10 protein-coding genes are annotated in these 22,280 nt (G+C 64.3%); 2 read left to right on the top strand and 8 right to left on the bottom strand.

The window, feature by feature from the left end; genetic code table 11:
- Positions 1-90: 90 nt before the first annotated feature.
- The 3 genes from ACFWPK_RS28980 to ACFWPK_RS28970 all read right to left on the bottom strand — a co-directional run bounded on the left by ACFWPK_RS28980 (position 91) and on the right by ACFWPK_RS28970 (position 4,184).
- Positions 91-2,217, bottom strand: a complete 2,127-nt coding sequence (locus ACFWPK_RS28980; protein WP_378921087.1) for a DEAD/DEAH box helicase — start codon at positions 2,215-2,217, stop codon at positions 91-93.
- Complete coding sequence (gene brxD / locus ACFWPK_RS28975) at positions 2,214-3,527, bottom strand: BREX system ATP-binding protein BrxD (RefSeq protein ID WP_378921085.1); 1,314 nt, start codon at positions 3,525-3,527, stop codon at positions 2,214-2,216. The genes ACFWPK_RS28980 and brxD overlap by 4 nt, the downstream gene beginning before the upstream one ends.
- Positions 3,528-3,803: 276 nt before the next feature.
- Positions 3,804-4,184: a hypothetical protein gene (locus tag ACFWPK_RS28970; protein ID WP_378921084.1), complete on the bottom strand. Its 381-nt coding sequence runs from the start codon at positions 4,182-4,184 to the stop codon at positions 3,804-3,806.
- 265 nt (positions 4,185-4,449) lie between these two features.
- On the opposite strand from ACFWPK_RS28970, the gene ACFWPK_RS28965 reads away from it, so the two are divergent.
- Positions 4,450-4,899, top strand: coding sequence for a DNA/RNA helicase domain-containing protein (locus tag ACFWPK_RS28965; RefSeq protein ID WP_378921082.1), 450 nt, complete (start codon positions 4,450-4,452; stop codon positions 4,897-4,899).
- A 305-nt stretch (positions 4,900-5,204) separates the two neighbouring features.
- Here ACFWPK_RS28965 and pglZ read toward each other — a convergent pair whose 3' ends face one another.
- The 5 genes from pglZ to ACFWPK_RS28940 all read right to left on the bottom strand — a co-directional run bounded on the left by pglZ (position 5,205) and on the right by ACFWPK_RS28940 (position 20,511).
- Entirely contained in the window at positions 5,205-7,997 is a 2,793-nt protein-coding gene (gene pglZ / locus ACFWPK_RS28960) for a BREX-2 system phosphatase PglZ (RefSeq protein WP_378921080.1), read from the bottom strand.
- 20 nt (positions 7,998-8,017) lie between these two features.
- A complete protein-coding gene (locus tag ACFWPK_RS28955) occupies positions 8,018-11,902 on the bottom strand; it encodes a phage resistance protein (protein WP_378921078.1) in 3,885 nt (1,294 codons plus the stop codon).
- Positions 11,902-15,531: a BREX-2 system adenine-specific DNA-methyltransferase PglX gene (gene pglX / locus ACFWPK_RS28950; protein ID WP_378921076.1), complete on the bottom strand. Its 3,630-nt coding sequence runs from the start codon at positions 15,529-15,531 to the stop codon at positions 11,902-11,904. Before pglX ends, ACFWPK_RS28955 begins: the two co-directional genes overlap by 1 nt.
- Positions 15,528-20,000: a BREX system serine/threonine kinase PglW gene (pglW, locus tag ACFWPK_RS28945; protein ID WP_378921074.1), complete on the bottom strand. Its 4,473-nt coding sequence runs from the start codon at positions 19,998-20,000 to the stop codon at positions 15,528-15,530. The genes pglX and pglW overlap by 4 nt, the downstream gene beginning before the upstream one ends.
- A gap of 139 nt (positions 20,001-20,139) precedes the next feature.
- Positions 20,140-20,511: a DUF732 domain-containing protein gene (locus tag ACFWPK_RS28940; protein ID WP_378921072.1), complete on the bottom strand. Its 372-nt coding sequence runs from the start codon at positions 20,509-20,511 to the stop codon at positions 20,140-20,142.
- 275 nt (positions 20,512-20,786) lie between these two features.
- On the opposite strand from ACFWPK_RS28940, the gene ACFWPK_RS28935 reads away from it, so the two are divergent.
- Complete coding sequence (locus ACFWPK_RS28935) at positions 20,787-22,190, top strand: protein kinase (RefSeq protein WP_378921070.1); 1,404 nt, start codon at positions 20,787-20,789, stop codon at positions 22,188-22,190.
- The last annotated feature ends 90 nt before the right edge of the window (positions 22,191-22,280 follow it).

Below are 22,280 nucleotides of genomic sequence, written 5' to 3'. Positions count from 1 at the left end.
AACTGTCAACGGCCGCAATGCTGGGAACTTGGTGTGGCAGTTGTTGCCCTGACATTGGACTCGCCGTGGCAACGGCCAGCGTTCAGTGCGTCAGCGCAGTTGCCACGTAGCTGGTTCGTCGAGCACGCGTCGTGCGCCGTCGACGTCGGCAAGGCGGGCGGAAACTGTTGCGGCGGCGAGGTTGTCGGGCAAGACGTCGGAAAACTTCAGTCCGCGGGTCGCCCGCTCGTCGGCGACCGGAAGGACCAGAACTGAGCCTGGGCCGCGTCGGTCGGCGACGGCGTCGCGCCACAGGCCTGGGGTGAGGTCGGGGCGGAGGCGGATGCTGAAATCGTTCGGGCGTTGGGTGGGGTCGACCACGGTGGGTAGGGATGCGGCCAGGGTTGCGTTGGCGCGGAAGCCTGCCCAGGTCCACCAGCGAACCGCGTCACCTTCGCGTTCGATCACGGTGGAGTCGCCGCTGGCGATGTTCACAGCTTTGGTCGCGCGGATGTCGTCCAATTGCACGCGGGCGCGCCTGGTCAGGGTTACTGGGGGATCGGTGCCGAGCAAGGTGTCGCGAATTGCGCGAGTGAGTTCGAACGACAGTCCGCGGAGTCCGATGTTGGACCACTTGGCCACACCGCCGGATTCGGCAGGTTCGACGAAGGCCCGCCGACGTGACCAGTCGATGTAGGTGACGTGCCAGCTTCGGCCTGCCAGCAGAAGGAGGCGGGGGCCGGGGCGGTCATCGGTCAGAACCGAGGGATCTGTGTGGCCGATTTCCTGGCGGCCTGCGAGGACCGTGAACTGTGGGGGTGCGGTGAAGGCTGCGGTCAGGTCGAGGAAATGTCTTTTGCCGAAACGTTTTTCGGCCTCGGGGCCGATGTGGAGGAGGCCGCCGTCGTCGTCGAGGTGGCCTTGTTCCAGCAGATGACGCAGGATCGGTGCCGCGGAGACGTCGAAGGGGTGGAGGCTGTTCCACTCGTGGGACCAGATTCTGTCACCGAGGGAGTGTTGCTGCAGTGTCACCGCCAATATTTGCTGCGCCACGAGATGTCGAGGTTCCGGGGGCGGGACGATCGGTTCGACCCAGCCTCGACTCCAGAGCAAGAGCAGCCCTGCGGCTTGGATCAGGGCGTCGTCGGTGGTTGCCAGGAACAAGCAGTTGCGGGCGCTTCCCGTGCGACGTCCGGTTCGCCCGATTCGTTGCAGGAACGAGGCGACAGTGCTCGGCGAGTCGATCTGGATGACCCTGTCCAGATCGCCCACGTCGATACCCAGCTCCAGGGTCGAGGTGGACACGATCACACAATCGCGCGCTTCGGCGAAAGCCAGTTCGGCGCGGGAACGTTCATCCACGGATAGTGAAGCGTGCGAAAGGAATACCGTCACCCCGCGCGTGCGTAGTGCGGCACCGAGCTCCTCGACTTGCCGTCGGGAGTCGCAGAATACGAGGCGCTTCTCGCCGCGATGAAGGGACGCAATGACTTTCGCGGCGTTCTCCAGCGACCCCACATAGTCGAGCTCGACTTCACCGGGTGGAGGAGTGCTCGTCTGACCTGGCAGCGTGACTCCGGGCGCAACCACTTGCCCGGGTCGACGCCCAGCGCCTGAGCCTTGCAGCCAGGTCAGCAGTTCATTCGGATTTCCGACGGTGGCCGACAGCCCCACCCGCTGGATCGGTCGACCCGTCACTCGCTGTAGTCGTTCGAGCACGGCCAGAAGATGCCAGCCTCGGTCGTCACCTGCGAAGGCGTGCACTTCGTCGATCACGACGGCGCGGACGTTTCCGAGGAGCTGGTTGTGATCGGTCTTGGTACCGATCAGCATGGCTTCCAACGACTCCGGTGTGGTGAGCAGGATGTCGGGGTGTTCCCGCCGGATCCGGTCTCGCCGAGAGTTCGTCACGTCACCGTGCCAGAGTTCCGCACGTCGGCCGAGCCATTGTGCGTAACTGTCGACTCGTGTGACCAGGTTGTTCAGTAGTGCTTTCAGCGGGCACAGGTAGAGGATCGACACGCCGGTCCACTGCTGTTGCGCCATGGCGCTGAGTAAGGGAAAGCAGGCAGCTTCTGTCTTTCCGCCGGCCGTCGGCGCGAGCAGGACGACGTCCGCGCCATCGAGCAGTGGTCCGATGGCCTGCTCTTGTAGTGGACGTAGCCCGGGCCACCCCAGCGAGTTGACGATGTGGTGCACCACAACAGGATCGAGTCGATCCCACACCTCGTCGGTCACAGGTCGAGGTCGATGTCGTCGGCGCTGACCAGGTTGCGTTCGCTGTCGGTCAGTTCGGCTGTGTTGACGGTGAGCTTGTAGTGCGCGCGTGGGTCGAAGTCGGGGAACTGGTCGACCCGATCCAGTACGTCCCCGACGAGCTTCTTGAGAAACAGTCGAGGCGCGATGCCGACTTTGCCGCCGAGTGTGCCGCCTACTGCGCGTGCGAGATCGGCGATATAGGCGTCGTCGGCGACCTGTCGGATCCGGTTTGGGTTCGCGCTTCCCTCGGCGTAGAGGTCGCGGATGGTTATGCCGAGTGCAACAAGGGATTCCATGGTGAAACCGGAAAGTCGTAGTTGTACGGCACGCGGGTTGTCGAAGCGAGGGTCGGTGGTGAAGTCGGTGGCGAGGCGCTGGGCGAGCGGGGCCAGTCGCTGAACGCCTTGTTGGCCGTCGTAGAACGCCGGAGTGCCGGTGATCAGGAGGTACAGGCCGGGGAATCGGCCTGAATGAACCTCGTCGATGAGCTGGCGAAGTGCATTGAGTGCCTTGTCGCGCGCATCCGAGCGCACTCGCTGCAGGGTCTCGACTTCGTCGAGGACAAGCAGCAGGCCGCGGTGGCCGCTGTCGCGTAGCACGGTGAGCAGACCTTGGAGGAAACCGAGCGCCCCGAAATGGTCGAGTTCGCCGCGGACACCGGCGGCCCGGCGAGCCGATGCGGCCACATTCGGCTGACCGCCCAACCATGCCAAGATCGCTGCAGCTGTTTCCTCGTCGCTCTCGGCCGACGCCCGGTGATAGCCACGCAGGGCAGTCGCGAACGAGGGAGCGTGTCGGGATACTTCGGCCAGCCGCGCTGACATCAATTCGCCGACCGCGTCGGGCAGATTGTCCTCGTCGGCACCAGCGGCCAGCGCGTCTTCTTCCAACGCGTAGAACCACGCATCGACGACGGGGCGCATGGCACTGGGCGGGAAGCTCGAGGTGGCGAGTTGCTCTGTGACCCGTCGATACACGGTCTCCAGTTTGTGCAGCGGAGTCTCGGTCTCCGAGATCTGGATCTCGGCGACGGCGAAGCTCTTCTTGCGGGCGCGTTCGCCGAGCCACCGGGAGAAGAACGTCTTACCTGACCCGTACTCACCGCGCACAGCTTTGAACACCGCGCCGCCAGAGGCGACCGTATCGAGTTCGGTGTCGAGTGCGGTCTCGAACCGGTCCAAGCCTGTCGCCAGCAGATCGAGTCCGTTGCCGGGCACCGCTCCACGCCGCAACGCATCGATGACGTCACGGCGGCGAACTGCGCTGACCGGGGAAGGAACGCTACTCACCAGGGCGATCTTGCCATGAGCTGACGTCGGCGCTGGCACGTCGGTGACACGCAACGATCCTTTCGTCCCACGAACGCGATGCAACGCTGTGGCGGCCGCCTCGCTGCGGTGGATCACCTCCAATGCTTACGTGGTTGTATCGGATGGTCTGGCGCATGGCGTGCCTGGGACTGAAAAGTCTTGTTAGGCATGGTGTTTCATGTCACGTGGGTTCTTGGTGTGAGGCAACCGTATCGAGCAACAGCCGATGAGATCTCGAAGTACCAGTCGCCGGACTCACCGGTCGAAACCCTGTTGTCGAGCATCCTCGCTGAGCATTGCGGTGGCGGTAAGTCTGTGCAGAAGTCGTGGGATGCCAGCCTGCCGGTGTTCGCGAAGCTGCTCGTCGACGCTGGACTCGGCGCCATCGATATGCTCATCGAATATCCGATGTGGGGTGTCGCCAATTCTGCGGCCGACGTCGTACTCGCCGGGATCGACCGACGCGACGGCGCCCAGATCTACTTCGTCGTCGAACTCGAGCAGTGGAGTATCACGCGGACGGGTTGGGAAAGCCCACGGTTCGTGGCGGTGCCGGGTATGTCCGTCCAAAACCATCCCCTCGACCAGGTCCGTGGTTACTGCGAGTTCATGACGAACTACGTTGCCGAGTTGCATGCGCGCCCCCACTCGATTCACGGACTGGTATACCTGCACAACGCATCACGGTCGAGCGTGCGCAACCTGTTCGACCGGCAACCTCGGCACGGTCGGTTGTTCACGGGTAGCGACGACGCAGCCCTCATCGACTATCTCCGCGAACGAATCACGCCCGCGCCGGCCGTCGTCGAACAGCTGTTGGACAGTGAGATCCGTCGCCGTGCGGGATTCTTCGTTACCGCTCGCGAAGTACTCCGAGGGCGTTCCAGTACGTGGTCCCGAGGTGAACGCCTTGTTCGCCTATTTCATGCAAATCTTCAAAAATCACGGCAAAGGCCGCGGAATCGACGTGTTGATCTGCGACGAGGCGCACCGCGTTCGTCGCGTCTCGGACGGCCCGCGCATCAAGAAGACCGGACTGACTCAGATCGATGAGCTGATCAGGTGTGCGCGAGTACCGGTCTTCTTTCTCGACGAACAGCAGGCCGTCCGCCCCGACGATGTCGGCACGGTGGGCATGATCAGAGAATACGCCGACCAGAACGACATTGTCGTACGCCTTGTCGAGCTGGAAGATCAGTTCCGATGTGGTGGAAGCGCGGACTACATCGATTGGGTGAGCAGTCTGCTCGGGCTGCGCAGAGGTTCGTATCCGGCACCGTGGCGTGGAGACGATTTCACGGTACGGATCGCCTCGACGCCCCAAGAAATGGAGGGTGCCGTCGCCTTATGACCGTGCAGGCAGCCGCGTGCGTGACAGACGGCCGATCGATCCAGACGACAGAACCCCCGAGGAGCCGGTTGTGCTGAGGAACGAGTACGAAGCGACGTGTGCGATGTGCGGCGGTGCGGTCGATCCTGGGCAGGGAGTGGTGTACACGCGATCCAAGAGCCGTCCATATCCGGTTCTGTGCGATTCCTGCATGACCGACTTCGTCGAGAGCGAAAGGGATGCAGCGAAATACGACAGAAGCATGGAATGAGCCGACGCGATCGGATCGAGGTGTGGCTGACATTCCGGTTGCCGGATTCGACCTGTCATCGGAGGCCGAACTGTGCGCGAAGCAGAGCCACATGGAGGCGCAGTGTTCGGCCGTCGGCGAGGACCTCCAGCACCTGCACGCCGTCCACGTTGAGCAGCTGTCCGAGGATGGCCGCGAAGCCGTTGGCTCGTGATGGTGGATCGCCTACGCGTTGAGCGAGGGCCGTGGTGGATTGCGGACCGTCGAGTAGAGCCCGGATGGCCTTCTCCAGCTTCGCGGGCGTTGGTTTGCGGGCTAGTTGTTCCAGCTGTGCGGCGAACACCGCTGAGGAGAGCAGGTTGGTGACGAGGTCGCTGGCTGGATTCGGCGACCGAAGGAGCGGCTCCGAGCTCGGCAGCGGGATATCCAGGGTGATTTGAGCGGCGACCTGTTCGGCGATTCGGCTGGTGATGCGTTTGGTCGCCTTCTTGACGGCTGCCGGGGTTTCAGGTTCGGACAGCGTGTCGGTGTCGTCGCGCCACCAGGTCGGGCGCTGGTCGCCCAGTTCGCGCCAGCCGGTGGGGCGCTCGGCGCCGTACGGGAGAAACGCGAGCACCGGGATGGTGATCTCCGCGAGTGCGGCGCCGCCGTGGTAGCCGGCCTTTTGAGCGGTGTAGCGAGAGTCGTTGTCCCACAAAGCGACGATGGCGGTGCCGGACTCGGGCCAGACAACGCGGGGGCCGTGGAGCAGGATCTCGTTTTCGGCGCGGCGGTCGAACTCGTTGGCGGGCAGACGGTGTCGGGCTGATTCGATCCCGGCGGCGGGTACGGTTTCGCCATGGCGGTCGATAACGTGGCCGTGGTCGCTGGTGATCAGCACGACCATGCCCTGGGCCGTCGCTGCCGAGGCGAGCGCTCGCAGGTCGCCGATCTCGCGGGCTTCCCAGCCTGAGTCGTCGAGTTTGGCTTCTTTGGCAAGGCGGTCGTCGATGGTGTTGAGGACGACGGCGACGTGGCAATCGGGGTCGTTGAGTGCGGCGTCGAGGTCGGCGCCGAAGCGTTCGCCCGGCTTGCTGCGCAGGTCGGCCTTGTGGAAGACGGCTGCGCGTTTCGAACCCCAGAACGAGTGGGTGGGGAAGAGGCGTTGCTCGGTTTTCTGGTCGCCCTTCATGAGCTTTCCGGCGAACAGTGAGGTGCGCGAGACCGCGGTCAGGCTCGGGAGTGCCGCGGCCATGCAGCGGCGGTGGGCGTCGCCGTCTGGCAGTGGGTCGTGTTCGGCGAAGGTGGCGCGCAGTTCGCCGGCCAGCTCGGTGGCGATGGAGGCGCTCATGCCGTCGACGACGATCAGGAGCACTCGGTGGGTCGAGGCCAGCGGGCGGACTACTCGGTGGAGGAAGCTCTCCACGGTCAGCATGGTTCCCGGTGGGGTGCCCGATTCAGTCCATACCGCAAGATTTTTCGCGAACTCACGGTCGAACTCGCGGCGGACGGCGCGGGCGCGGCTGGCAATGGTGTTGTAGGCGACACGCAGGTCTGGGTCGTCGTCGCCGCCCGCGTCGAGATAGTCGAGGGCGCGGTCGGCCCAGGCGGTGCTGTGCATCTGACGATTCAGTGCCGCCGCGACGCTGCTGTCGACAGTGGGGTCGGGTTCGGTGTTCAGCCACCGGGTGAGGCGTTGTGCCATCCGAACTCGGGTGATGCGTACGCGATGGTCTGCGGCGAGGTCGTGGTCGCGCAGTGCGGTGACTGCGCGGTCGATCTCGTCGGACCTACCGCGCCCCAGTGCCTGGCCGACGGCGGTGAACCTGGCTTCGAGACCGGCGGCGAGCAGTGGGCTGTGGGCTGCTGCTTCGCCCGCACCGAACTGTCGTACCAGCAGATCGGATTGGGCAAGAACGGTTTTCGCTGCTTTGTGAGCGGCTAGTGCGGCATCGTCTGCTTCATCGTGGAGGTCGGTGGCGATGCGTGCCTTCACCAAGAGATCGCGGACGTAGTCCTCGCAGGTGCGGCCGTAGGTCGCCAGCAGGCGGTCGAGGGCTTCGCCCTGAACTGGAGGACGGTCACCCAGCCAGCGTTCGACGCGTCCGCGTGCCTGGTAGACGGCATTACCGGGTGCTGCGTGCTGCCACAGGGCGGCGCAGACGAGGCCGTACGCGAGTGCTTCCGGCCCGTGTCCGGACATCGTGAGGGCGGTGACCGCAGTGCCCGTGGCACCGGATTGTTCGGACTCGCAGAGGAATTCGATGAGACCGTCGCGCTCCGGGCCACGTAATTCGAGTAGCTGTTGCGCCGCGCCTTGGCGTTGCGTCCACTCGAGCAGGGTCACGGGGTCGACGCGGTCCGACGCAGACTGGATTCGCAATCGACGACCGGCGAGTGCGGCCAGCGCAGAGACACGAGACAGCACTCGGCCTGCCATTGCTGTGGGCCAACCCTGGGCGCCGGCGGCATCGAGCAGTGCCTCGCAGGCCCAACCATCACGCTTGAGCCGAGGATCGATGGCCGTGGCGCTGAACGACTCTCGGACGATGTCCCAGCGGTCTACCGCGTAGACGCGGCCACGGTGGGTGCGGGCGAGGATCGCTGGGTCGAGGTCATGTTCTTCGATGTTGGTGAGTACCACGAGCACTCGGGGGTCCGGGTTCAGTTCGCGGGCGTGCGCAAGGACGATCTCGTGCACCGCAAGGGGGGACGCGGCTACCGATACGCGGGCGTTCTTGCCGTCGCTCAGAGGAAGGACGGGTGTGCCGTCCCATTCCGGTTCGCCACGCAGGAGCACGATGACCGGCTCGCCTGGGGTGGCGAGTTCGGTCTTGAATTTCTTCTGCGCCGAAAGATATTGAGCGATAGTCGCTCTGGAGAGTCGCATCGCCGTGATGGTGGGGGTGGTCATTCGACAACCCGCCAAGTGAACTCGATCGATGCGGACGGCTCCAACGCGGCCAGCTCGGCCAGCTGTGCGGAGAATTGGGCGGCCGCTTCGCGGGCGGTGGTGGTTTCCATGCCCTGGCGACGCCTGGTGCGCGGCTTGGTGGGGTCGATAGTGGGGTTGGTCAGATTGATATCGTCCGACACTGGTCGGGGCGGGATCACGACAGGGCTGGGCTCGACCACCGGTGGTGCCGGCGCAGGCTGCTCGCGTCGACGCTGTTCGAGAATCTTCCGGTTCAGCGCGGTGATATTCGAGGCCGCGGTCCGCAATGCCGCGACAAGGTCGGCGGAACGCTGGTCGGCACGGGCTGCGTTCCGCAAGGAATCGAGTAGCGTGTCGCCTTCGGGGCCGAGCAGCCTGGCATCTTCGAGGCTGTGCCAGGCGGCGTTGGCCAGGGCGGAGGTCACCTGATCGGCCGACTTGATCGATGTTGCGTACCGGTCCGCATTGACCTCGGCCAGGTCGAACAGCGCGAGAGCCTCGACAGCCTTCTTCGCACCGGCCGATCCACCCGTGCCGACCGCGGCGAGGGTGGAGAGCAGCTCGAGCGAGCGGCGGGCCAGTGCGAGCCTTTCGCCGGGAACGCTGTCGTCGAGCTGGAGGAAGTCTGCGTGCTTCTCGAGTTGCTCGACCAGACGTGCTGCCGTGTCTTGGTATTTCGTTGCGGCAGAGTTGATCTGGCGAGCAAACTGCTGCACGGGACCGCCGCGCAGCAGCGTTGGCACCTTGTCGCCGAAGATCACCTCGAACCGATTGCGGGCGGCTTCGAAGTCCGCTTCGCTCGGCAGTGGCTGGGTGCGCAGCGCATCGCCCGCTTGGATCTTGGTGAGTTCCGGGGTGTCGATCGGGACGCCGCCGCGCACCCAGATCCGGTCGTCCATCTCGGCGAACGAGGCGATCACCAGGTTCGCGATGTGAGTTTCCAGGCCACGAGGCTGGGGGCGGTCGATCCAGTCGCCGAGTGAGATGACCGAGAGATCGCCGGTGCTGCCGGCGTTCTGGGCTTCGCGGCGGAAGTGGTCGGCCCATCGCTTGGACAGTTCGAAGTAGGCCTCTTTCTGCTGCCCGAGGCCGAGGGGTTCGGCGATTCGGCGCATCAGCGCGCGTTCCTTGGCCGGCACTTCGAACCGGCCGTCGCGCGCTTCGGCGGCGCCCTTCACCTGTGCGAGAACAGCTTTCGCGTCGATCGGCTTGACGGCTACACCGGTGCCATCCTGGTCGAGGTTCGGGTGCTCGGGGAACTGGTGGGCCAGGAGCTTGCCCGCGAGATTGCGGATGGCGTCGTGCAGTGGCTGGCCGATCGAGACGGTCAGGCCGTCGATGTCGGGCAGCGGGTGGAACAGTTCGCCCAGATCGTTGGTGACGTCGTCGGGTTTGCGTTCGGCGAGGCCGTAGGCCTGTTTGAAGGTGGCGAGCACACGTTGACGCAGGACCTCGCGCTGCGACTCCAGGAGCTGTTTGGCGCTGGCGCGGTTGTCGGGGTTGAGGTGTTGCGCGTACTGGGTGTCGAAGCGGTAGGGGTCGGCGAGCGCCTTCGTGATGACCAGCAGGCGCCGGAAGTCTTCCCAGCGGGGCTTGGTCAGGTGGGTGGGCAGCCACGCGACCGTGTTGGGGTGGTTGCCGCCCTGCTCTTCCTTGAGTCGGCGAATCCGGTCGGCGTCTTCGATCGGGGTGTGGGCGCCTTCGTCGTAGGGGAGGTCGATGACGATGCGCCAGCGTCCCTCGTAGGCGGGCTGCAGGTCGTGGTTGGGAAGGGCGTCATCATCGCTGACGTTGCCGAATACCACTTCCGCGATGCGGTTGGACCCGCGCCAGACGAAGCGCAGTTCGTCGGCGTCGAAGCGGCCGTTGGCGCGGTCGAGGCCGAATTCCTCCGCCAGGAGGTCACGGGCAAGGGCGAGCCGGTTGGACGGGTTGTCGTTGACCTGCGCGTTGGCGATCACCGACTCCACGTCGACGCCGGAAAGGGCAAGTTGCACACCGGGATTCACGTCGGTGCCGGTGAGCTTGATCTCGGGGAAGCGACCGGCCCATTCGCCGATCATGTCCTTGATCACGCCCTCTTCCCGGCCCGGGATCATGGTGGTGATCGAGCCGTAGTTGAGTGCGCCGAGTCGGCGAATCGTCAAGTCCCGCAAGGCTGGAACGCTCGGTGCGAGTGCCGCGAGCAGGACCGTGCAGGCGAGGCGGTTCTGGCCGACGAACTTCTTGCAGTTGCCGAGGAGTTTGGCGTCGGTGATGGTGTCGCGCCGGTTGATGTAGGCGTCGATGTCGTCCTCGGTGACCTCGCATGTGCTGAGCAGGTACGGGCGCAGTCGCGTCTTGTACAGCTTGTCGGCGGCGTCGAACAGGACCTTCTTGTCGGCGACGAACGGGCGGTCGCCACCGCGGGTGAGCTGCTCGTAGAGGTCGCCAAGGGGGACCAGGTCGCCGAGGCGCAGTTCGTTGCGGTGGTCGGCGAGGAGCTGGCCCATCAGCTTCAGGCCGGTGCGCGAACGCTGCAGGGCGGCCGAGATGTGGACGAGGGTGTCGAGAAAGGCGGGGGAGAACGGGTAGCTCAATCGGAACGAGGATTCGTCTGCGCCAGTGGTGGATTCGTCTGAGCCGAGCAAGGTGTCCCACACCTTGGGGCTGAGCTTCCTCGTCCGCTCGAAGGCCGCGTCGAACTGGGCGATGGCGGCTTCGTCACGTGGTTTGAGCAGGCGGGCGTGCGCGATCTGCGGGAGGTTGCGGTCTTCCAAACTGATCAGGTCGAAGCGGCCTGACGCATGGTTGAGTGCGTCCTGGATCGCGGATTCCGCTGCGCCGGCGAGCTCTTCACCGACGAGCTCGCGCAGGTCGCGCTGGCGGGCGATGAACGAAATGATCGGGATATCGCGACGGGCATCGCCGCCCTCGCGGAAGTTGGTGATCTTGCTGGCTTCGCGGGCCACGCGCTTCTCGTCGTGGATGAGGCTGGCCAGCCACAGGATCAGCTCGTCCAGGAACAGGATGATGCCGTCGTAGCCGAGCGACTTCGCGTGCGAGGCAACGACACTGAGACCCTTGTCGAGGGAGATGAAGCCGGTCTCATCCTCGGCGGCCTGCTCGGTGAACCCGGGCAGCAGGGTGTTGCTCGCATCGCTGACCAGCTTGGCGCGCAGCTCCTGCGGGGTGGTCGGGTCCACCAGGTTGATGACGCTGCCGTCGTGGACCTCCGACGCGGCCAGCGCGGTGTCGAGTTTCTGCGTGGTCCAGAAGGCTTTCGGGTCACCCCATTCGTCGTCACCTTCGGCAGCGTGGTCGCGGTTGAGGGCATTGAGGAACGGTTCCTCGCCCATCGTGTCGCGCAGCGAGCGCAGGTTGGTGAACAGCGCGTCGGTGCGGTACACCGGCGGAATCATCGCGTCGGGATGCAGCTTGCGGACGAAGTCGACGTAGCCGCCGAGCACCCGCTGCTCCATCGCCTTGGCGTCGATCATGTGGTACGGCACCATCAGGAACTTCTTGCCGTCCGACAGGAGCCATTCGTGCTTGGTGAGTAGCGGGTCGAATTCGGTGCGGGAGCGGGCAACTGGGTTCCCCGAGAGCAGGGCGTAGAGCACCGACATGAAGTGCGATTTACCGGCACCGAACGAGCCGTGCAGGAAGGCAGGCTTTGAGGTGTTGCCGTCGAGCGCGGATTTGATCAGCGCGAGGGCTTCGTCGAAGTTGCCGAGCAGGCGCTCGGTGAGAACGTAGTCCTCGACCGCTTTGGTCGATCCTGCGTCGGTGACCGCGTCGGCAAGGGTGAGCACATAGTCCGAACCGGCGATGTGTTCCTTGATATCGATGAGGTCGCGCAGAAGTGGGCGCTGGTCCATCAGTTATCCCCTTGTGCTGCTTCGGTTTTCTTGGTGGTGCGTTTGGCCGGAGCGCGACGGCCGCGGGTGGCGGGTTGTGGGCGCCAGTTGCGCAGGTCGTCGTCGGTCAGGCCGTGTTCGCTCTGCCTGTCGTGGCGGTCGCCTGCGAGGAAGGTTGAAGGCGCGATGCCGAAATTCGGGTCGATCTCGTTGTACCACTGGTAAAGCCAAGGCTGCAGCTCGAGCAGACCCGCCAGGAACGGGGTGATCTCCTCAGTGGAGAGGCTGTGGTCTGCGAGGTAGATCGCGATTGCCATGGCTTGTTCGCGGTGGTCCCAGCCTGCCCAGCCATACAGCTCTGGGGTTGCGGAGTTGGTGGAGCCGTAGGAGATGAAGCGTTCCTTGGGGACGTCCAGCTTTCCTCGCGCCTGCCAGTAGGGGACGCGCAGGAAGTCGGTTGAGGTGTACTTGGGTGGGACTGGGATGGTCTTGCGGAATTCGTTCTTGGCGTGGCCATCTGGCATGGCATCTTCTTGACGCTGCATATCCCAGACACGCTCCCAGTCCCTGCGCTTCTTCAGGCCAGCAGGCTTGTATCGAAGGGCGGATACGAAGGGGACGTGCTGGTCGGTGATCAGCTCGGCGATTACTTTTGCCAGGTCAGTGCGGGGCGCATAGAGGGCTGCAACCGAAACGAAGTCGTCGTCGGTGGCAAGACGATCGGTGAGCCTGGCCAGCGTGAGTATCTGCGGCTGTTCACTTTCCCCAAACCAGACTTCGCGAGACTCCATGCGGTCCGATAGCCAGTTACGAAGGGCGTTCTCTTGCATAACATTCCAGCCATCGGACTTCCAGCGGCGCTTGTATTCGGGCCGCTCGATCATGCCGATTGCGCGGTTTGCCTGCATGAGTGCAATTCGGCGTTCGACGACCTCGCGATACGCGGTCGGCCAGTGGTTGGGAACCTCGGTGATCGGCACGGAGTGGTGACGTGTGTACCACTCGCCGGAGACTTCGTTCTTGGCCAGTCGTCTCGCCAAGACGACCTCGAATGCGCGCTCACCAAGAGCAAGTTCTGGGATGCATTCGGCGGGGGCGCGCAGGTCGTCAGCGGACAGGCCATAGATCGAGTAGACCTGCCAGTCGAGCTCCTCCTGGAGGGCGATCATCCGGCCGCGAAGGGCCTGGTATCTCGCCTGAGCGGTGCGTAGCGCGGCAGCCGTTGGTACAACTGTGCGGACGAGGGAGGCTGGTGTGGAATCGGACAGCTCGCGGGCTACCGAATCAATTTCAGTGCCGAGTTCGGTCGGGTACCGGCTGGGCAGCGGGAAGTTCTCCAGCTTGGTTCCGGTGAACTCGAATGAATTCTTCCATGCTTCACTGCCCATCGCGGCGTAACCCGCATCAACTCTGGCGCCTCCGCCTTCACCCTTATTGTGACTGACCATTTGGAGCCAGAAGCAGGCGGTGGAGCTGTTGAGCAGCCCGAGCAGCCGCAGATGCTCCTCCTCGCTCGCCCCCTCCGGCAACTTGATCACCGGCGCAGAACGGTTGAACACTTTCCCGCCTCGGTCCAGCACGAAGTGGTTATGTGTTGCTACGAATGCGAAGGTGATTGACAAGGGAGTTCGATATGCGGAGGGGGTGTACTGCATGTAGTGCCACCATTCGAGGCCTGCAGCTGCCATGTCTCCCTGGAATGTTCGGCGGACTTCAAGTGTTCGGCGTAGATGCCAAAGATCTCGGTCGATGCCTGTCGATTCATTGCCATACGGGAAGAAGATGCGCTCGGCGGTTGGTGCGATCCAGTCTCGAACGATATCCCCGGTTACCAAGGGACGCAGGGCAGCGCTGTCAGATACTGTCTGAAAAGACTCCCGCAGCGGCCTTGCATAGGCTTCATCTGCACCTGCACGGATTGCTCGACCGATTGGGGGCGCGATTACCTGCCGCATCCGAACTACTCCGGACGGCTCGAGCTGCTCGACAAGTTCCAGCCCGCCGTCAACTAGTATCCACGGCATTTTTGCGAAGTAGCGACTGCGATCCAGGTCTCCGACCGAGACCCAAGGGCTCGATGAGCCTGGGTTATCGATTTGGTTAACGATTGCTTGCCAAACGTAACCGTTTTCTGGAACGTCAGGGGCCTTTGGTTCTCCCTGCACGCTTCGCACAGTGCGAATCGTAAGACCCCTGCTCTTTCCCGACCGTCGGGTGCCAACAAGAATAACCGTCGGTGTCCCGTGCCCGGGAATATAGGCTCCGGATGTATCGATGACCTCGGTCAGCTCGACTGTGTGTGCGAAGAAGTGCTCAATCAGTTTTGATCCGAATTCACGCTTCATAAATGAGTTAGCAGTAATCTGTCCGACATGGCCGAATCCGTGGCCATCGATTGACCCAGTCTTTGCAAGTTCGAAGAAGCGCTGAGCAAACGGTACTGACAGGGCATATGTCCCAGCGCAAGCGTCGTAGAGCCCGCGGTAGATTTCGTTGAGGTTCTTGTCCTTGACGGTTATGTATGGCGGATTTCCCACCACTACGTGGTAGGTGCCCGGCCGCAGGATCCCTGGGTAATCCTGCACGTCCTCAGTGGTGTAAGAGAACTCGGCGAGCAGATCCCCAGTCTCACCGTCGAGGCTAAGTTCCAACTGTCGAGCCTTGATCAGTGAGTCGCCGACGGCGAGCTTGATAGGCCAGTCGTAGCGTGCGGCTTCAGCGAGGCTCCGGACGTTGGCGGCAGCCATCGCAGCGACGAGGAGACGGAAGCGGGCAATGGCGATGGCGAAGGGATTGAGGTCTACGCCGTGGACTGAGTTCAGCGCGGCTTGGATTCGTTCGTGTCGGTCCTTGGTCGGCTGATCTTCTGCCCAGCGTGCGTTCAACCGCTTGAACGCACCCAGCACGAAGTGGCCCGAACCGCACGTCGGATCGATGAGTTTGATTTCCGCATAACCGAATTCGCGGATGGCAGGCTCAAGGGTGCGGTCGAGGATGAATTCTTCGACGAATTCGGGTGTCTGGAGGAGGGCGTAATTTTTGCGGATGTCTTCGGAGAGGTCTTGGTAGAGGTCGCCGAGGAAACGGGTGTCCCAGCCGTTGATGCCGTCTTCGTCGAGGGGGTCGGTGAAGTTGTGGACGAGGGTGCCGTGTTCGTCTCGGGTGCGCCAGAATTCGATGAGGTCGCGGGCGCCGTCGTGGGAGACCGGGATTTGGTAGAGGGCGTTGTGGGCGGGGTCGAAGAGGAGTTTGCCTGCTTGGCCTGCGCCGAGTTCGGCGAAGGACTGTTCGAGCCAGCCTCGGTAGGTGGGGTCGGCGTCGGATTCGACGTAGGCGTCGTAGCGGGCTTGGGCCAGTTCGCGGCGGTCGTCGGTGGGGCCGGTGAGGTAGGGCTCGGGGATGAGGCGGTTGTCTTCGCAGAAGCGGACGAAGACGGTGCCCAGGACCCAGGCGACGGCGACCTGGGTGATGCGTTCGTCGAGCCAGGAGGTTTCGGTGGCTGCCGTGCGGTTGAGTTTGCGGGCGTGGGCCCACTCGTCGTGCAGGCGAGCTTTCACCTCGGGGAGGGCGCGCAGCTGTAGGTTCAAGTCGGCCTCGACCGCGGTGACCTGCTTTTTCAGGTCGGCGAGCAGTGCGGCGCGGTCGATCATGCGTTGACTCCTGTGTCGGTCGAGGGGCTGGCGCGGTGGAGATTGTTGATCCACGAGGCAGGCAATTGGATCCACTCGTTGAGAGCGGACTGGTACGGCACGGTGACGGCACCGAGGTGGGGTGGGCGCATCGGGTCGGACTGTGGGCACAACAACCACAGACCGCCCTTTCCTCGGCGGGCCTGCTCGGCCAGGCGGCCGAGGACACCCATCGCGTCGTAGCGGGCGAACACCAGGGTGTCGGTGAGCAGTAGCGGGCCGTTACCTGCGATGTTGTCCGCGATCTCGGCTTCGATGCGGCTCCATGCGGTGCGCGCGTACTCCGAGAACTTCAGTGCGGGACGGGAACCGGCCGGTGCGACATCGGCGCGCAGGATGGTTTCCCAGGTGGGTTTCGTGTCGGGGGGAACCAGGTCGTGCATGGTTGCCAGGAACAACGCCGTCGCCGACATCGGACGCGCGGAGAAGCGGTCCCGCAATTCCGCGGCGGCGTTGGGCCGGTCTCTGTCGTCGTTACGCATGATCGGTGCGGTGAGCACACGGAATCCGTCGCGCAGTGCCGCGCCGACGAGGAGTTCCTCGGCGCGGGCGGCTTTGGCAAGACTCGGATCGTCGGAATAGCGGCCCGCATGGGAGTTGACTGCGGTCGTCCAGCGAGGAGCGTGTTCGGTGTAGCTGGAGTTCTGGTCGGCGTGTTCGGGAATGTAGCGCTGGACCCGAGAAACGGGATGGGTCGCGACAATCAGGCCGAAACCGGCGTCTTTCAGTGCTTTTGTCAGCTCCGTGGTGGGTAGTTCGTCATCGCTGCCAGTGATCGTCAGTTCCGGGAATCGGGCCAGGATGCGGTCGAAGACTGTGCGTGCCAGTAGCCCGGGTTGCTGGGGTAGCGGCATGCCAGGGGTGAGGGTGACCAGGCCTGCTTGGGTCAATCGGACGGCTCGCACCAACGGCAGGTCGCGCGGATAGATTTCCAGGCGCGGGGTGACTGCGGCGTTTCGTGAGGCATTGACCGACACCTGCACGAGGCGACGCTCGTCCAAGGTGAACGTGCCCTCGGGTGGCTCTACCGCACCGAGCCGGTCGAGCACTGTCGCAGCGGTCGGCAGAGTTTCCTGATCCGCGAGCGCGTCCGCAGTCTTGCCCAGCCGTAGCGCGAAATGGGCCATCGCTGGCCCGGCCGGTTTGTCGAGATCCGTGTCGGCTGCTTCGAGCGCCAGCACTACCACCGGGTTCGAGCCCGAATCTCGTTTCAGGGCGACATAAATCGCAGCATCCTCGGGTGCGAGTTGTTCGACCTCGACGACGACTCGCACCGCGGCCAAGCCCAAAGCCCGCCGCTGCGCGCGCTCGTGCAGACGGGTACCGCGCCGCGCGATCAGTGCGTCGGCGAGCTCGGTCGCTGCCGCGACTCGGCCGAACTCCTCCAGCAGTTCCAGTACCTGCTCGCGCAACGCCTGGACGGCAGGGTCTTTCTTCCACTGCGTGCGTTGGGCTTTCAGCAGCTGAGCGACGCGGCCCGAAGTCAGGCCAAGGGTGTCTGCCACTGCCGATTGGGTCGGCCAAGCATCGAGATCGGGCAGGTCGCCCGCGCCGGGGATACGTAGCAGGCGGGCTACCGCATCGACCTTGTTGGCGTTCGTGGCGGTCTTGTTGGGCACGAAGCCGACGGCGAGGGTGTCCAGGCTGAGAGTACGCAGCAGTCCGGAGCCGAGGTCGGCACCCGCCGCGGCGAGTTCGGCCTTCGCTTCCTTCCTGGCCTCGGAGGTGAGCGGTGCGGGCTCGTCCTTGCCGAGCCGTTTGCCCCACTCTTTGAGGCGGTCCTGGATTTCGCGCCGCGATCGGGCACCTAGACCAGGGGCATTGATCAGCTTGCCGCGGCCGTAGTCCAGGAACTCGCCTACGGTGTTCACGCCGAGGCCGTAGAGGAACTGTTCGGTCGCCGCCGTCATGCCGGCCTGCGACAGGTGGGTTTCCGCGGTCGCCTGTTCGGCGATCTGGCGCCGCTGGTCTTCCGGTGCCACCTCATCCACATCGACGGGTGGTACCGGGTGCACGCTCAATGGCCGCGACGGCACTGCGCGCGTCATATCCAGGAAGATCTTGCGCCACGCGTCGCGCATCGGCTTCAGGTCCGAAAAGCGCTGGACTACATCACGATGCAGTGCTTTGCGGAAGAACTCGACCAACCCGTCGCGCACCGAGGCGTCGAACGCGTCCGCGGCGACCTCGGGGTAAGGGAATTCGGCGGCGTCGAGCTGGCCGGGCAACACACTGCCGTCGCCCCAGCGCGGGAGCTCGCCCGAGGCCATCTCGTGCAGTGTCACCGCCAGCGCATAGCGTTCGGCGTGGGCGTCGTAGACACCACGGGTCAAGGTGGTGATGAACGGGTCGAGGTAGCCGTCGGTGCCCGCGTCGGTGTTCTGCACCGGGTAGCCCGCCAACGAGAAGTCGATGAGGACCAGTTCGCGAGTTCTGTTGGGGCGCACGCGGATCGCGATGTTGTCCGGCTTCAGGTCGCGATGCCAGACACCTTCGCCTTCGAGGAAGTCGAGGGCACCGAACAAGTAGTCGCTGTAGGTTTCCAGGCGGCCCACCTGCAGGCGGCCGTTGTCGCGGAGTTCGCGGGCTACCGTTTCCTCGGTGCGATGCTTGGACTCCTGCTCCAATCCCTGTTCGTCGCCGACATATTCGAGGACGAGGGCCGTGCGGTCGGCGAGCGTGACAACGCCGGGATCGACCAGGTCGATGATGCCCGAATGACGGCGCAGTCCGCGCAGCACCCCGGCTTCGCGGTTCAGTACATCGCTTCTGTCGTGGGTGAGCGCGACCTTGAGTACCGCGTACGGTTTGCGGTTGTCGGGATCGGCTTCCAGGTCGCGGACAAGCAGCGCACGGCTCGTGGATCCGGTGCCCAAGCGACGGCGTACCTGCCAACGGCCCGCCAACACGTCGTCGCGAACCGCTTCCAGGGGGTCCTTGTCGGGTGCGCTCGGCTCCTCCTCTTCGGGAGTGGTCAGCGCGTTCTCGACATCTTCGAGCAGCTCGATGAACTCGGCGATCGAGGTGAGCCGCCGCGTGGGGCGGTAGTCGGTCGCGGCCGCCACCAACAGGTCGATGTCCTGTGGCAGATCATCGACGAGGGCGCTGGGGCGTAGGTCCTCGCCGGCCTCGAAGCGGGCCAACAGCTCTGCTTGTGCGGTGGCAGGAGCTTTGCCGGTCACCAGCAGGTACGTGAGCATGCCAAGGCCATAGACGTCCATGGCGATGGGGTCGGGTGACGTCGCTGCGACCTCGGGCGCGAGGTAGGCATCGGAACCGGCTGAAAGATGTTGTGCCGACAACAGAGTCGGGGCGTGGCGGGTCATCGACAGGGCTGACCCGGCCGAGCGTTGCGTCGCCACTTGCCAGTCGGAGATCTGCAGAAGTGGCGCGCGCCACCGTTGAGTTTCGGTCGAACTGCGTTGGGGTACCACGTGAATCGAGCGAGCGGCCAGCGCGCGGTGGTACAAGCGTGAGGAGTGCGCCGAACGCAAGGTCTCCGCGAGTTGCCGCACCAAACCGATGCGGTCGCCGATATCCAGAGATTCGCCGTGCTGGGCGAGGAACTCGTCCAAGTGCAGGGTGTCGGGATGGTATCGGAAGATGAGGGCTGGTCCCGCGGAGTGGCCGGAGGAGTCGAAATGCTCCAGTTGCACCGCACCCGGATGGCGGAACCTGCGCAACACCGCCGCTTCCCGGCGCGCGGCGGCGTCGACTGATTTGCGTGCCTCTTCGTCGGCGCCGCGTTCACGCAGGTAGATGCGCACGCGGACCGGCTCGCGCAGCTCGGTGTGAACGGCGAGGTAGTCCTGCCACGTTTGGCCCGCGTCAATCGGCTTGCGCTGCAGCACATAGGGGCCGACGTTGAACTCGGCATCGCTGCGCCGCACGCCTGCGTCTTCGAATGCTTTCTTGATCTTCTTGGCGAGGCGGGCGTCGACCATGCGCCGGGCATCCTGAGCCGGGGCATTGAGCCGGTCCATCAGTTCTTTGATGGTGTGCGTGTTGGCGCGGTCACCTGGGGGCAGGTCGAACCGCAGGCCCTGATTGGTGAGGCAGACAGCAGAGCTCACGAACACTCGAGCACCGCTGTCGCCCAGCAGGCCGGCCAGTTCCTTGCTCTTCTGGTTCACCAGATGCAGCGGACTGCGGAACATCCTGCGGTCGCCACGCTTGTTCGTCTGGACCCAATCGCCGCTCTCCGCGGAGAGTCGGCCACTGAAATCCTTGAGTTCGATCATGTGTACCCCGTTGGGGGCGATCACCAGCAGATCGACCTCACGTACATGCCCGGTGTTGGCCGTGAACGTGAAATTCGACCAGGCAAACCACGGATCGACATTCGGCAACTGCGTCCGGATCGCTTCCAGCCCCCGGCGCTCATGCTCGAAACTCGACTCGGTGACTGTTGTCCACCGACCCTCGTCCATATGTGCGCGTCCTGTTCTCGTCGTCCGATATCGCCCGGCCCCCGGCGCCGCGAAGACCACACTAGTCGTCAGGGTGGCGGGCCGAAGCATCGCCGACGAACCGTTGGATCGTGATCGCCGGGCGGCTCTGCGCGGGTTGTCAGTCCATGTACTGCGGGCAGTACGCCTGGATCGCGGCGTGCAGGAAAATATAGGGGTAGTCCAGAGTGTCGCTCGTGCTCTCGGCGAGTTCGATGCGGTTGGCAGCCGAGTTGCCGTGGGCGTCGAGCCAGCGGCATTCCGACTGGGCAAGACCGATGCCGGCGTCCTGGACGTCGCAGTCCTCGCGGTCGAAGTACGACTCGCGCAAGAACAGTCGATCGGCGTTGCTGCGGGCGCCGCATCCGCTGCTCGAAGACCCGCCGGCCGAACCTGTGCTGGGAGCTGCGACTGCAATGGGGGCGATGGCGGTGAGTGTGACCGCGGCAGCACCGATGACGAGCAGGGCGGAGAAGGAGGGGAGTGTGCGCATGGGGGGTCCTCGTTGGTGGTGCGAAGGGAAGCGTGATCAGGGAGTTAAGCCTGCGACGCTTGAAGAATATTGTTCTGGCGCTTCCGCGCTCGAGCAATGTCAACATTAAACAGTGCTGAAAGCAGTGTCAACCGAAATTTGGTTGGTTTGCTTAACATCGATGACGAGACCGTCGCTATGTACAGGCCGACGGCTCGGCGCATGAGATGCGAAGATGAAGTCGATGCGCTGGCTGCTCGGCCGGCATCGAGGTCGGGCTGACGGGGGGCGTTGCCGTGCAACCGCAGGTAGTCGGGGATCGGTATGAGCTCCTCGCGCAGATCGGGTCCGGCGGGATGGGGCTGGTCTACGAAGGATTCGACCGCACACTCAAACGTCGTGTCGCCGTGAAGTTCACGCAACCGAGTCTGAACAACGACCCTGGCTGGACCAAGCGCTTCTTCCGCGAAGCCGAGGTAATGGCGCGCCTGAGTCATCCCGGACTACCTGCCATCCACGACGCAGGCGTCGTTCCCGGCAGCCCCGAACAGCCCTACCTGGTGATGGAATTCGTCGAGGGCATCACCTTCGACGTTCTGCTCGCCAACCACGGATCGCTGCCGGTTGGCGTCGTGGCCGCGCTCGGAGCGCAAACGTCCGCAGTACTGGCCGCGACTCACCGGCACCGGATCTACCACCGGGATCTGAAGCCGTCGAACCTCATGCTGTGCCCCGACGGGACGGTGAAGGTTCTGGATTTCGGCCTCGCGGTCGTCGTCGACACCGACGTGACGCGCTACACCACCACGGGGACTACGCTCGGCACCCCCGCATACATGGCACCTGAGCAGGTCGAGGGCAAAGTTGTTGTCCCACAGACCGACCTGTACTCGCTCGGGCTGGTGCTCCACGAACTGCTCACCGGGAAGCGCGTGATGACCGGTGGCACGCCCTTTGTCGTCTGGCAGAACCAGATTCATCGGCCTGCGCCAGAGATCGAGACTCTCTGCGACAACGTTCCGCCCGACATGGCAGAGCTGCTGATGCGCATGCTCGCCAAGTCCCCCGATCAACGACCGCAGGACGCCTCGGTGGTGCACGGCGGTCTTGTCCGCCACGCTGCCGGACTCGGGTCGCTGCCGGAAGTGAACGGACTGAACGAGCCCGCACTCATGTATGCGATAGCAGTCGGTGCGGCCGAGGGCGCTGAACGAGATTCGATGGCAGAGTCCGGACGCCCGGACCAGCAGGACACATTGGCTACTGTCGCGGCAAGCCATGGCAGGGACGGCCTTCGGCAGGCGATAGAACGTACACGCGTGCTCACCGGCACAGATGCTGTCCACGAACTGACCACGGTGGTCGATGCAGTTGCTCCGGTACTCGGACCGCAAGACCCTGAAGTAGTCGAAGCGCGAATCCGCCTCGCCGACTTACATCTCGCGACCGGTGACCACCCGGGCGCCACCGATCTGTACCGCGCCCTGGTCGCGGAGCTCACTGACATTCGGGGGCCCTACGACGACCGGGTGCTGTATTGCCAGCAGCAGCTTGCCCGCTGCGACGCCCACACCGGCGACGCTCGCGGTGCCGTGCGGCGCTTGCAGCACCTCCATACTCGAATGGCGGTTCGATACGGTGAACAGGACCGGCGCGTGATCGCGCTGGCTGCTCAGATCAGAAGCGTCGAGACCGAGTAGCTCTCGTTGGGCGGGTGATTTCATTGGCGATCTCGAGCGATTGGTACCGCCATTCAAGACCTCGGCGATCGCGCGAGCGATCGACGTCCT

Source organism: Nocardia sp. NPDC058519, assembly GCF_042719755.1.
Taxonomy (GTDB): domain Bacteria; phylum Actinomycetota; class Actinomycetes; order Mycobacteriales; family Mycobacteriaceae; genus Nocardia.
This window is presented reverse-complemented; position numbering and strand designations above follow the sequence as displayed.